This window comes from Bacillus sp. 5mfcol3.1 (assembly GCF_900114335.1).
GTDB lineage: Bacteria > Bacillota > Bacilli > Bacillales > Bacillaceae_G > Bacillus_A > Bacillus_A thuringiensis_S.
This window is the reverse complement of record NZ_FOST01000003.1, coordinates 499,341-512,600: the sequence shown is the minus strand read 5'-3', so window position 1 is coordinate 512,600 and position 13,260 is coordinate 499,341. Positions and strand designations below refer to the sequence as shown.

The following is a 13,260-nucleotide window of genomic DNA, read 5'->3' as shown; positions in this document are numbered from 1 at the left end:
TAACGGGTCCAACAGGGATAACGGGTCCAACAGGGATAACAGGTCCAACAGGAGTAACGGGTCCGACAGGGATAACAGGTCCAACGGGAGGGACTGAAGGTTGTCTGTGTGATTGCTGTGTTTTACCTATGCAAAGCGTCTTACAACAACTTATTGGAGAAACTGTGATTCTCGGCACTATTGCAGACACACCAAACACGCCCCCACTTTTCTTTCTATTTACTATCACTTCCGTAAATGATTTTTTAGTTACAGTTACAGATGGCACCACAACCTTCGTGGTTAATATTTCTGATGTAACAGGGGTAGGTTTTTTACCACCAGGACCACCTATCACATTACTTCCACCTGTCGATGTAGGATGTGAGTGTGAATGTCGTGAACGACCAATTAGACAATTATTGGATGTGTTTATTGGGTCTACAGTAAGTCTTTTGGCAATTAATGGTTCTATTGCAGCAGATTTTAACGTGGAACAAACAGGACTTGGTATAGTGCTAGGTACATTACCTATAAATCCAACTACAACCGTTAGGTTTGCTATTTCAACTTGTAAAATTACAGCTGTAAATATAACTCCTGCTACGATATAATAGATTTCTTTCAGAAGTATCTATTTAATTTCATTGATAATGATTATGTCATACAAACATACTTTGAAAAATGAATAATAAATGCACTACCAAAATATGATATTCTTTTAGGAATAATTTGTGAAGTTCACAAGAAAATGGAATTATATATGATGTTATTTCTCACAAAAGAATAGTTTGATGTATAACAAAGTCGCCCTTAATTGGACGGCTTTGTTATGTAATACGAAGAAAAGACCGCCTATTACGGGCGGTCGATTTTTACTAATGATTTTTTAATGCTTGTTTTAACGTTTCAACTGTTTGTTCAAGCCATTCTATAGGATTAAGTTTTAAAGAAGGAAAATAAATTTCAGTATAATATTCAATGAACGCTTCTTTTTCTTGCGTGGATAAATCACTTTTTAAAAATTCAGTTATGTACTTTACAGTATTTTCTATACACACTTTGTGAGCTTCTTCTATAAATTCATTTAAGGCTTTTTCTACTGTTCCCATATCTTGATGAAATGTTCCGTCTAAAAAATCACTTACTTCTTCATACATATAATCTTTATCATTCATAAGTATCCTCCTAAATTTCTATCTTACGGGATATCCTGTTCGAATATAACTTCCTTGTCCGTCTTTTTTTAAGATAATTTTAGCATTAGTTACCTCTAAAATATTTTCAGATCCTCTTACAATAGATCGACCAATAACTTCATCACCTCTATACCTAAACGCTAGAGTTGGCGGGCTGTAGGGATCATCTAACCACCTTTCTATTTTACGTATATTTCGAGGATTGGTTAACACTTCATCAGCAATTTTTTGGGCTGTTTCTAAATTATTAAAAGATGAAGACCCTGTGATATCGGGATCGTCTTTTAAGCGTTGAGCCAATGCTTCATTAGATATTTCAACATGCTTTTCCATTAAATGTCCACCTTTGTCTTCGTGTTGCTTTAAATCACCATCAAATACACGTGGACTATATTGGGTTGATCTATCTATGTTTTCAGCAGATAAAATAGTATCTTCAGCTTTTCTAAAATCAGGTGTATCAAATGCAGAGCGTATATTATTTCCGCCAGCGAAAGCAAACTCATTGCGATTACGATTGAATAAGGATGCAGCGTCTTGCAAGCTTTGATTAGCAGTTCGTGAAATCTCAGCTAATTTTGTGCCAGGGTTCAACATTGCAATTTTATCCACGCCTTTTGTTCCTACGAATAGTTGTCCAACAGCCAATATAGTATGACCAGCTGCGCTTCCATACCATTCTGCACCACTATACGAGTCACCATTGGTAACATCACGATTCCAAGAATCAGAAATTGTTTGTTTTATCGTATTGAACGTCTCGACTGGGTGAGAAACGGCTTCAATCGTGTTATTAAATGTGGCAATTGGATGGATAACTGCATCTGCAAGTCCTAATAATTCATCACCTATAGCGTCGCCCACGCCCTTTTTTAAGTGATAGGGGACACCTAATCCAGATTTTTCAAAAGCAGATTCGATTTCATCATCTATAGTCTCTTTTATTTTATTCACATCTTTATAAGCTACATCGATACCATGTTTAAATTTATCATATAAAGACTCATCGGAATTTTTTACTTTACTAAGATCCTCATAAGTTTCCTTGAGACCATGCCAAACCTTGTCACGTAAAGATCCATCATTTTTCTCACTATCTAACTTACCACACATTGCTCCTTCTTCAAGATTTCCGTCATATGAAGCATCTGCGGTACGGAATTTTTCGGCACTCCGTTTCAAGTCTTCTTCTACTTGTACAATTGAATTAATGGCTGTAAAAGCTTTTGGTCTTGCATCATTGAACATTTGAATGAACTGTTGATTAGAGGCGCCAATCCATTGAAAACACAAATGATCTATTTCATTACATAAATTATTATGTATAGATTCTAATGCGATCCTGGTATTACTTGCACGATTTGCAACATCTTCTAGCATTTCAGGTGTCACTTTGATTTGAACCATTTTTTTCCTCCCTCTCCCAATTAAAATTATAAGATAAATAGAAGAAAAGTAAATATATAAAATTTAGATTATATTAAGGGGGATTTATTTATAGAAGAAATATAAAAAAGTGCTAACAAGTTTGCAAACGAACTTGCTAACACCTATAAGAAATAGACATAAATTATCGCCGATATGTCGTCTTTGAAAATAGCTTTAATCAGTTACATCATACTTATACGAAATGCTCATAAAGACAGTCTTAATATCAAGAATATAATCATCCAGATATTCCTTTACTTTTAAGACGAAAACGAGGCATGATATTGATTTCTACCTCAGAGTTTGCGTCAAATAATAAAAAAATACGGTTTGTAAAACTAAAAATACAACAAGCTACAACCGGCATGAAATGGATTAAGATATTTAGAAATTTAAAAGATGATTTTCAAATAGGGGGAGAGGTGGATTTAGACCATATTCTCCAATATCCGAAAGATTATATTGTAGGAGAAAATAAAAGGGTGTTATTTCCATACAATGAGAGAATTTATAAAGTTCAAGGTACTAAAATAGAACCGGGTATAACAGTAAAGGAAAGAGAGTATTTATTTAAAGAATTTCAGCGTAAATTCTCTTATTTCACAATACTTCCAGAATGTAAAAAGGTAGCTACAAATAACAAAAATGAATTATTTCCTTTATTTGCACCAAAAGGATTAGAGACATTAATATTAGAAGTTTGGTCTGAAAATATAGCGCTGGAAATAGAACAAGCATTACTTGATAGCGAAATTGTTTTGACTAAAGTTGGTGAAAATTCTTATGTATTGAATACAGATTTTCCAGTGTTATTAAAGATTGTGAGATACAATATTGAAAAGGTGTTACAAAATCCATATAAAATGCAATATTGCCAAAAATATAAAACAAATCTTGTAGATGATGTTAAGAAAGCTGTCTATGCTACCGCGGGTAAGCGCAGTGATGCGACATTAGCATTAATCGCGATGAAAAATTGTGATGGACGCGAAAAAATTGATCCAAAACAAATCATTAGAGAGGGATTTGCACGAACAAACCGTATTTCAACATTTATTAATTTATTTATAGGACAAAATGTATCTCGTAAAACAATTGTAAATAGTATTTTTAGTCTATTAGAACAAAAAGGATTTTTGAGGCGTAGTTGGAATAAGATAAATTTACCTTGTACATATGTTAGTTTATCAATTGAACGAATATCGAAATTCGATTTCTTACCTATTTTTTCAAAAATAAAAGGAAAAGAAATTTTTTATAAATTATATGGGAGTACAGAGTGGCAAACGATTGATTACGTATTATTAAATATAAATAAACATAATGCATTTTTACCACAACCATCAAAGAGAAATGATATGGGAGCTCTTTTTAAACAATATGTTTTCGAAACATTAATGGAAATTGTACAATATGCAAAAGAAAAAAATAAACAAGTTTACTTCATTGTAGATGCAAATTTGAGAAAATATTGGATAAAAGAGTTACAAAATAAAGAAATTAATATAGATATTTTACCTGATATTGTTCCAGAGGTGTTAAAGGTTCCAAATTTAAATATTATTAGAATAAATACAGGTTTTGATGTACCAAGTTACGGTGTAATAGAATCTGATGATGCTCTAGATAGCATTGGCTTATATGCAGATCAAAAAGGGATGTATTATAGCACTGGTGAATATTCACTTAATTGTAGTGGGATTTTTCAGCGATATATACTTGAAATTCTACCATTAGGTGTAAAACCTGTAGAAAGGGATTATATCGCTAAAATGATACATTACATGTGCTGTAATTCTAGTATGCTTTCGAAAAAGAATGTACACATGACATATTCCATGCATATGGAAAAGATAATAAAGAGTTATATTACTGACATAGATGCAAGAGAGTTTAAAGAATTTAATGATGAATTGGATGTAGATGTATTTAAAGTAGAAAAGAAAGATTCAATTATTCTACTTTAAATACTTGTAAACAAATCCTGCTCGTTATATCGATCAGGATTTGTCATTTTTTTATGTAAATAAGGATATTCTTTGTCAAGTATCTTTTCGTTTACATATTTACTTTATGTGCAGACAGGATTAATATGTTTTTTAGAAATACAAAAACTATTTCATATGGAAAAACGATTTTTATTAATTGAAAAAATTTGAAAGGAATGGGGAATTGTGAAGAAATTAGATGTGCTCTTAATGCTACTGAGCGGCCTCTTTCCAATTGCAGGACTTACAAAGCAAATCCCTCTAGAACAATCTATATATATTGGAGGGCTTTTATTTTTTACTAGTTTCGGTAGTTATTTTGCTAAAAAGATGTATTCACGTATATGCAGCTGGATAGCGTATGCGCCATTTATAACATTACTGTTAGTTATTTGGCATCAGGATATTGCAACAAGCTCAATCATAGCAAATGCGAAAATTGCTGCATGTGTCGCGTTAATTCCATGTTTATTCCGTTTTCGTACATATGGACTTACTTTGGGCTTATTCTCATTATGGGCCGCTTTACTATGGGATATAAAAGAAGTACAGTCGTTAGTCATACTTGAACGCATAACGAGTTTAATGACAAGCCATTATGTATATATATTACTATTAATTGGAGGACTTGTAATAGGAGGATTACTCGCGATGTTCATTCACCGCAAAGAGAAAGATAATAATAAAGAAAATATAAATCTACTTGGACCAAAAAAGAAACACAAAAGATTATCATTTAAGATTCGTCTTCCAAGATTACCGAAATTAAGGATAAAACTATTTAAGTTTGGTGGAAAAGAATCTAAAAGTAAAATGCCAGAAAAAATCCATGAGTATAAGTACGAAGAACCAGTTGCAACATATGAAATGACAGAGCAAATAGATCCATACAAAGAAAATGCAGTTCAAGGTCAAACAAGGATGGAACGCCGAAGAAATAGGTATAATGCATAATGAAGTTTAATAACCCCGTAATGACTTATCTTAATATTGATGAATCATTACGGTTTTTTTATGTAATGAAATGAAGGTTGCTATTGCGGAGGGGAATAGCATATTTTATAGATAGGAACTAAAATAAGGGGAGGATAAAATGCTTATTATTACATATATATCTGTTTGTATATTATTCTTAGTTAGCTTTTTACATGTATATTGGGCTTTCGGAGGTAATTGGGGGACAAATAGTGTTATTCCAACTAAATCAGGGGAAAAGGCGTTTACACCTCGCGCCGGAATGACATTGTTCATTGCATTATTATTAAGTATGGCAGCAATAATTTTGTTGCAACAAGCAAAAATTTTTCATTTTGCAGTTCCTAATGTTATTATTCAAGTCGGTTCCTGGATTTGTATGATCGTCTTTTCTATTAGAGTAATTGGTGAGTTTAATTATTTTGGTATCTTTAAACGACAAAAAGATACACACTTTGCTAGAATCGATACCGGTTTATATATTCCACTTTGTGCATTTTTATCTTTATCTTTCTTATTAGCAATAATTTTGTGAGTAAATAATAGTAGCTGCTTTTCTCAAAATACATGTAAACGTGAGAAATCTAAGGGTAAATAAAAAGGATGTAAGCGCCTTCTTGTCGAAATGTAAATTATTATGAAAGGCGGTGACACTATGAAGTATGTAAAAGTTAGTATGAATGGTGGAAGTGAACATAAATTCTCAATGACTTTAGATCGGTTTGAAGAACTTATTACTGCAGAGAATGGGATATTAGAAAATAAATTAGTATGTATTGAAAATGTAATGATTAATCCTACTAATATATCTTCTGTAGTTGAAAAAATTGGTGTACCGGCTAAGTTTATGGAAGCTTAAAATGTTAGATAAAAAACATCCATTGGGGATGTTTTTTAATTTATAAATATGATAATCGTACAGTAAATATTTGAGTAGATTTTATAGCAATGATTATGCATATATTAAGTACCTGAACATGGTGCTTAATACATGCACGAAATAATAAGTACAAGCATATATTATGTAGTAGGACAAGATCTTCGTGTCCTACTTAATACTCAGAAAAAACCTCTAATCACATAAGAGCGGCCAATTGCAGGGTGCTCTTATTTTTTATGAAAATCTACTACGAGCCTTATTTTATAGTAGGATGCAATAATAAAGGGCTATTTTGAAATAGTGTTTTTAGCCTTTAATTTTAAATTTATCTTTAACGTTAATAAATATTAAAAATAATATGATAGCAGAAATTAAGTTAGATAAGTAGAAATCTTGATGAAACAGTAGTTCGAAGATGACATAGAAAGTAACGAATAAGGCGATAGTAGGTAGTATGCAAATAAATATAAATCTCCAATTTTTTAAGTAATGTTTATAATTTGTAAGTACTTTATCCATAAATATAGCTCCTATATTTTTGTTTTTATATAATTATACATTTAGATACAAAGATTTTCAAAGTAAAATATTTAGCAATTCAAAAATATAAGGAAAGCTTTTGTTGAAAATCCAGATTGCTGTAGCAATCTGGATTTGACTTTAAAGAACTATACTAAAATGATACACTATAATCTACGTTATTTTTGAAATGAATAGAGGGATTTGTGTGATAGATAAAATTAAAAATGCTGTAGAGGATATGTACGAAGATGAGGCTAAAGATTTACTTCAAAGTATTCTCATACAGTTAAACTTATTAGAAGAAAACTACAGTGAAGATACAATTAAAAATTTGATGGATATTCCGAAACAATTAACAAGTAATCCTACTTATAAAAGGAATGTAAAAGAAAGTACGCACATACATATTGCTTTTGATGATTCAACGGCTGGTTGCTTAAAATATATGTTAAGTCAAGAAGAATTATTTGAAGAGAGTGTTGTTGCTTTTTCGGAATTCTTTTCAATTGGACCGATATATAGGTTGCATACGAATGAGGGGCAACTAGCAAGACAGAAGTGGTTAATAAATAACTTAACTGCTTATGATAGTTATTTTGAAGAAGAATATTTATCAAGATTTATAGCAACTATAGAAGAACTACATACTATTCCTGTTGAAACGCCTATTACAATTTGGAAGGCTGATAATGCACATGAACATGTAGGCTTAAGTTTTGTAATGGCACAATTAAAGGATAAGAAAAACATTCGAGTTATTAATACGTCTGAAGCAAGTAGAGAAATATTAAAACAAGAGTATGATATTCGTGGAACGGGAGAATTACCACCTGAAAGTTTAGCTCTATTCCAAAAAAGTTTTATAAAGCTACCTTATTTAACTGAAGAGAAGCGCATGAAGTTTGAAAATGAGTGGGATAGATTATCGGAAAGCATAGAATGTTTAAGAGTTTGGAAAGAAAATGAAGTGCATTCTGTACAGGAAGATTATTTTGATCAATTTATAATTGAATGCGCCAAAAGTGTGGGTGCTGATCGAGAGTTCCTTAAAGCTCCTAGAGTAATTGGTGAAGCACTTGGTCTTGTTGAACAATTAGTTGGAGATACTTTCTTAGAATATCGCTTGAAACAATTAATTAAACAAGAAGTATTTGAATTTGAAGGTTCGTTAGATGAAATGCGTTTTTATAGTGTGAAGTTAAGGAAATAATAAACACATTCTATTTTTGAAAGGCTCGTATTTTTAATAATACGAGCTTTTTAAGTTGAATTTGGGCTATACATAAGCTTCCCAGAGAGGGCATATCACATATGAATGGTAAAGGTAATGAATGAAAAGAAGGTGATTTGTTAATATGTATAACCAACAAAATTATCCATATGATCAAGCGATGTATTATAATCCACAAAACTACGGGTATGAACCTACAAATGAAGTGAGAGATATTGAACAAGAAGATTACAGACCAGATGATGCAGAAGATGCTCCAACGTCACCACCACCGTCACAGGCGCCGTCGTTACCGTCTACATTTGCTTCTCCGGCACAACCAGGTAATATGAAATCATGGATGTGTAACTGTCTAGGAAGATGGGGCTATTTACGCTTACATCGTCCTGGTCCTTTCGGAAGGGACTTATGGTTTTTTCCGACTGAAGTGAGAAGAAATGGAGTGTCAGGTTACACGTGGCAAGGTGGTCGTCGTCGTAAAGTAAGTTATCGCTATCAACAAATTAGTAATTTTATGTGCTTCGCATAAAGAGAAGTGGGAGAGTGAAACGATTTTACTCTCTCACTTTTTAATTTTTCAATATACGAAGTAAGATTTTGATTAAAAATTTACAATTTTCACGTTTTTATTAGAGTATAATGCATATGTTGGGTTGGTTTTCAAAAACAAATGAGAGTGAGGGAATACAATGTCAATGAAAAACAAAGTTGGGTTAAGCATAGAGGATGGCATTAATTTAGCTTCAGCTCAGTTTAAAGAAGATGCGTATGAAATTTATAAAGAATCGCGAAAAAAACAACCTATATTATTTGTAAACCAAGTTGAAATCGGTAAAGAATGGCTCATTACTAGATATGAAGATGCTCTGCCACTTTTAAAAGATAATCGTTTAAAAAAAGATTGGACAAATGTGTTTTCTCAAGATATAAAGAACATGTATCTTTCCGTTGATAATAGTGACCACTTAACAACACATATGCTAAATTCAGATCCACCTAACCACAGTCGTTTACGATCTTTAGTTCAAAAAGCTTTTACACCGAAGATGATTGCACAATTAGACGGAAGAATTGAGAGAATAGCAGATGATTTGATAAGTGATATAGAGCGAAAAGGTACATTAAATCTTGTGGATGATTATTCATTTCCGTTACCAATTATTGTAATAAGTGAGATGCTCGGTATTCCAAAAGAAGATCAAGCGAAATTTAGAATTTGGTCTCATGCTGTTATTGCATCACCAGAAACACCTGAAGAAATAAAAGAGACCGAAAAACAACTATCTGAGTTTATTACATATCTTCAATATTTAGTTGATATGAAACGAAAAGAGCCAAAAGAAGACTTAGTGAGTGCTTTAATACTTGCAGAGAGTGAAGGGCATAAACTTAGCGCTCGGGAACTATATTCAATGATAATGCTATTAATTGTAGCAGGTCACGAGACGACAGTGAATTTAATTACAAATACGGTATTAGCACTTCTTGAAAATCCAAATCAATTACAGTTATTAAAAGATAATCCAAAACTAATTGATTCGGCTATTGAGGAAGGATTGCGTTATTATTCTCCAGTTGAGGTTACAACTGCAAGATGGGCAGCGGAACCTTTTCAAATTCACGACCGAACAATCGAAAAAGGAGATATGGTTGTCATTGCCTTAGCTTCTGCAAACCGTGATGAAACTGTATTTGAAAACCCAGAAGTATTCGATATTACTCGGGAAAATAATCGTCATATTGCGTTTGGTCATGGTAGCCATTTCTGCTTAGGAGCTCCACTTGCGAGGTTAGAAGCAAAGATTGCTATTACTAATTTGTTTAATCGAATGCCTGAACTAAAAATAAAAGGGAATCGTGAAGAAATTAAATGGCAAGGTAACTATTTAATGCGTTCTTTAGAGGAATTGCCTTTAACTTTCTAGAATAGTTAAAAGGAGACATGCATACATCGAAAATGATTTACATAGAGTATGTATGTGTTATTTAAATTCGAAACGGAAGGGTGAAGACATCCCAATGATCAACTAATTCTATTTGTAAGAGATCTTCGTTAAAAAACGAAATATTCTTCTGAATAGGGTTAGTCTGTACATTTATAGAAAAGGGATGTATTTCGCTCTGCGAATATATAGTCTTTTTATATGATTTGTGCTGCCTCCTGTTCAGAACATGAAATAGGAGGCTTTTTTATGTCGACAAATGTAGTAACGAAACAAAACAATGGGGTATCACAAGTATTAAAAAATCGGTTTGTTCAAGGGATTTTAGCATCAGCATTATTTTTACAAATAGGAATATGGGTTCGAAACTTTGCGGTATTACTATATGTAATGGAAATGACAAAAGGTGATGCTTTTGCTATTTCGATGATTTCAGTTGCTGAATTCGCTCCAATTTTTATTTTTTCATTTATTGGCGGTACTTTTGCTGATAGGTGGAAGCCAAAGAAGACAATGATATGGTGTGAAACGTTAAGTTCCATTTCAGTATTCGCTGTATTAATTACGCTTATGTTTGGAACGTGGAAAATTGTGTTTTTTGTGACACTCATCTCTGCAATCCTTTCACAGTTTTCACAACCATCTGGAATGAAATTGTTTAAACAACATTTATCAACGGAACAAATTCAATTAGCAATGTCTATATATCAAACGATATTTGCAATATTTATGGTATTAGGACCAATACTAGGGACATTTATCTTTCATAGTTTTGGAATTTATATTTCAATCATCATAACAGGTATCTCGTTTTTACTTGCGGCAGTTGTATTGTTATTCCTTCCGAAAGATCTTGAAAACGACGTAGAAAAGAAAGGTATCACTCTGTTGCAGGAGATGAAGGATGGTATTAAGTATGTCAAAAAGAAAAAAGCATTAACTTTGCTAGGGCTTTGTTTTATGGCTGCAGGACTAGGTATAGGATTAATTCAGCCATTAGGTATATTTATTGTGACTGAGCAGTTAGGATTATCAAAAGAGAGTTTACAGTGGCTACTAACAGTAAATGGTGCGGGAATGATTGTTGGCGGAGCATTAGCAATGGTATTTGCGAAAAACGTTGCTCCGCAAAAGATGTTAATTATCGGTATGCTTGGTCAAGCAATTGGTATTGGCATTATAGGATATTATACAAATTTATGGGTGACACTTACAGCGCAGCTTTTTAGTGGTTTAGCTCTTCCGTGTATCCAAATTGGTATTAATACGCTTATTATTCAAAATAGCGATACCGATTTTATAGGTCGTGTAAATGGTATTTTAAGTCCGCTTTTTACCGGTTCAATGGTAGTAACGATGAGTATAGCTGGCTCATTAAAAGAGATGTTTTCATTAAGTATGATGTATGAAGGGACGGCTTTACTTTTTATAATTGGATTATTGTTTATTTTACCTATATACAATTTAAAGCCAGTAATAGCGGTAGAAAGTGAAATAAGTGGTAAAGGAAGTGCCGTACAAAATGAATCCTAATCCAAATGTTAAATACCCTATTGAAGGAAATCAAAACGTTCAATTTATAAAAAATATAATAACAAAACCTAATATACTTGTTGGTGAATATTCTTATTATGATGCGAAAGATGGAGAAACATTTGAAGATCGAGTATTACATCATTATGAATTTCTTGGAGATCGTCTTACTATTGGAAAGTTTTGTTGTATTGCATCTGGAGTTAAATTTATTATGAACGGAGCGAATCATCGGATGGATGGATTTTCGGCATATCCATTTAATATATTTGGAAATGGGTGGGAGAAGTATACACCTAGTTTGTCTGATTTACCTTATAAAGGTGATACAGTTATAGGAAATGACGTTTGGATTGGTATGGATACAACAATTATGCCCGGAATAAAAATAGGGGATGGTGCAATCATTGCAGCTAAATCTGTTGTGACTAGAGACGTCGCACCATATACAATTGTTGGTGGAAACCCTGCAAATAAAATAAAAGAGAGATTTTCAAATGAAATAATTCAAGAATTATTGCAAATTCAATGGTGGCATTTTGATATTGAAAAAATAACTGGAAATATTGATGCTATTGTACGCGGAGATATTGAACCATTAAGAAAGCTAAAAAGGGAATGAAAAATGGATGACAAATAGTATCATACCTCCGAATTTTGTTAATGATAATAGAACAAGGAGGTGTGATACTATGGCACAAGACGTTTTATGTGAAGTAAACAACTGTAAATTTTGGGCGAACGGTAATAAATGTAGTGCAGAGGCAATTTACGTAGTAAGTCATAAAGGTAAACATGCATCTACAACGGAAGAAACAGATTGCAAAACATTCGATCCAGAAGTGTAAATTCTTTAAGGGTAGCCAAATCGTGGTTGCCCTTTTATTAATCATATTATTGATAATAAATATCATTTTCATTCATTAATTTTAGCTTTTTTTGTTATTTTTTCATATTTTCTTCATAAGTGATGTAATCCAACTCAATTCATGTTCAATTCGTGATTTACTAAATTCAATGACTTCAGTGATAAAGGGTGAGGTAACCTCTAGAGACTGAATAGCGGTAAGTTGATTATGTAGTACGTTTTGACGTACAGTCAAAATCTCTTTTCTAGCTTCATATTCAAGTTTTTCAAATAGCGCGATACGAACAAGAAATTCTGCATTATTTGTCGCAAGTTTTTCGGGAAACTCTCGTAACATTTCAGAAAAAATTTCTTCTCCTGTTTCTGTTATATCGTACATATTTCGGTTTGGTTTTCCAACTTGTTTATGTATTTTTTTCGTTATAGCACCCATATTTTCAAAGCGCCTAAGGGCAGGGTAAAGCATGTTGTGATTTAATTCAAAATTCTCACCTAAACGATTTTGAACATTTTTTTTGATTTCATATCCATGTTTTGGTCCGGTCGTTAATTCTGCTAGTAGTAAAATGTCAACGTACATAAAAATCCCCCTTATATATTTCTCAAGTTCTCTAATGAAAAATCCCCTTTAGTATATGTTAAAATAACATATGATAGTTTATACAACTTTGAACTGCCGACCTATCACTTTTATTGTAAAAGAAAAGGGAGGAA

The 13,260-nt window shown here is 32.5% G+C and carries 14 protein-coding genes and 1 pseudogene; 11 read left to right on the top strand and 4 right to left on the bottom strand.

Translation table 11 applies throughout. The features are described 5' to 3' along the window. A pseudogene (locus tag BM089_RS20885) lies at window positions 1-593 on the top strand (bclA protein); the annotation flags it as partial. Window positions 594-857: 264 nt separating this feature from the next. On the opposite strand, the gene BM089_RS20880 reads toward BM089_RS20885, so the two are convergent. Both BM089_RS20880 and BM089_RS20875 read right to left on the bottom strand, forming a co-directional pair. After that, the gene (locus BM089_RS20880; protein WP_000998176.1) at window positions 858-1,157 is read right to left on the bottom strand and encodes a contact-dependent growth inhibition system immunity protein; all 300 of its coding nucleotides are present in this window, start codon (window positions 1,155-1,157) and stop codon (window positions 858-860) included. Between the two features lie 18 nt (window positions 1,158-1,175). Next, on the bottom strand, window positions 1,176-2,585 hold the full coding sequence (locus BM089_RS20875) for a WXG100 family type VII secretion target (protein ID WP_090977968.1): 1,410 nt from the start codon (window positions 2,583-2,585) through the stop codon (window positions 1,176-1,178). 305 nt (window positions 2,586-2,890) lie between these two features. On the opposite strand from BM089_RS20875, the gene BM089_RS20870 reads away from it, so the two are divergent. From BM089_RS20870 to BM089_RS20855, 4 genes are all read left to right on the top strand, one after another. Continuing rightward, on the top strand, window positions 2,891-4,573 hold the full coding sequence (locus BM089_RS20870; protein ID WP_139213305.1) for an RNaseH domain-containing protein: 1,683 nt from the start codon (window positions 2,891-2,893) through the stop codon (window positions 4,571-4,573). Window positions 4,574-4,780: 207 nt separating this feature from the next. Further along, entirely contained in the window at window positions 4,781-5,548 is a 768-nt protein-coding gene (locus tag BM089_RS20865) for a DUF3959 family protein (protein WP_000732179.1), read from the top strand. 139 nt (window positions 5,549-5,687) lie between these two features. Further along, on the top strand, window positions 5,688-6,104 hold the full coding sequence (locus tag BM089_RS20860) for a DUF3995 domain-containing protein (RefSeq protein ID WP_090977964.1): 417 nt from the start codon (window positions 5,688-5,690) through the stop codon (window positions 6,102-6,104). A 120-nt stretch (window positions 6,105-6,224) separates the two neighbouring features. Further along, complete coding sequence (locus BM089_RS20855; protein ID WP_000878368.1) at window positions 6,225-6,428, top strand: hypothetical protein; 204 nt, start codon at window positions 6,225-6,227, stop codon at window positions 6,426-6,428. A 327-nt stretch (window positions 6,429-6,755) separates the two neighbouring features. Here the strand turns inward: BM089_RS20855 and BM089_RS20850 are convergent, their stop codons facing one another. After that, complete coding sequence (locus BM089_RS20850; protein WP_000362073.1) at window positions 6,756-6,968, bottom strand: hypothetical protein; 213 nt, start codon at window positions 6,966-6,968, stop codon at window positions 6,756-6,758. 208 nt (window positions 6,969-7,176) lie between these two features. On the opposite strand from BM089_RS20850, the gene BM089_RS20845 reads away from it, so the two are divergent. The 6 genes from BM089_RS20845 (at window position 7,177) to BM089_RS20815 (ending at window position 12,526) form a co-directional block, all read left to right on the top strand. Further along, window positions 7,177-8,181 carry a DUF1835 domain-containing protein gene (locus BM089_RS20845; protein WP_000565684.1) on the top strand — a complete coding sequence of 335 codons (1,005 nt, stop codon included), beginning with the start codon at window positions 7,177-7,179 and terminating at the stop codon, window positions 8,179-8,181. 145 nt (window positions 8,182-8,326) lie between these two features. Then, window positions 8,327-8,731: a hypothetical protein gene (locus tag BM089_RS20840; RefSeq protein WP_000282687.1), complete on the top strand. Its 405-nt coding sequence runs from the start codon at window positions 8,327-8,329 to the stop codon at window positions 8,729-8,731. Window positions 8,732-8,891: 160 nt separating this feature from the next. Next, window positions 8,892-10,127 carry a cytochrome P450 family protein gene (locus tag BM089_RS20835; protein WP_090977962.1) on the top strand — a complete coding sequence of 412 codons (1,236 nt, stop codon included), beginning with the start codon at window positions 8,892-8,894 and terminating at the stop codon, window positions 10,125-10,127. 267 nt (window positions 10,128-10,394) lie between these two features. Next, window positions 10,395-11,678 carry an MFS transporter gene (locus tag BM089_RS20825; protein WP_090977960.1) on the top strand — a complete coding sequence of 428 codons (1,284 nt, stop codon included), beginning with the start codon at window positions 10,395-10,397 and terminating at the stop codon, window positions 11,676-11,678. Beyond that, entirely contained in the window at window positions 11,668-12,300 is a 633-nt protein-coding gene (locus tag BM089_RS20820) for a Vat family streptogramin A O-acetyltransferase (RefSeq protein ID WP_090977958.1), read from the top strand. The genes BM089_RS20825 and BM089_RS20820 overlap by 11 nt, the downstream gene beginning before the upstream one ends. A gap of 70 nt (window positions 12,301-12,370) precedes the next feature. Next, window positions 12,371-12,526, top strand: coding sequence for a DUF1540 domain-containing protein (locus BM089_RS20815; protein ID WP_000046095.1), 156 nt, complete (start codon window positions 12,371-12,373; stop codon window positions 12,524-12,526). A gap of 102 nt (window positions 12,527-12,628) precedes the next feature. Here the strand turns inward: BM089_RS20815 and BM089_RS20810 are convergent, their stop codons facing one another. Beyond that, window positions 12,629-13,126 carry a PadR family transcriptional regulator gene (locus BM089_RS20810; RefSeq protein WP_000289121.1) on the bottom strand — a complete coding sequence of 166 codons (498 nt, stop codon included), beginning with the start codon at window positions 13,124-13,126 and terminating at the stop codon, window positions 12,629-12,631. Window positions 13,127-13,260: the final 134 nt, after the last annotated feature.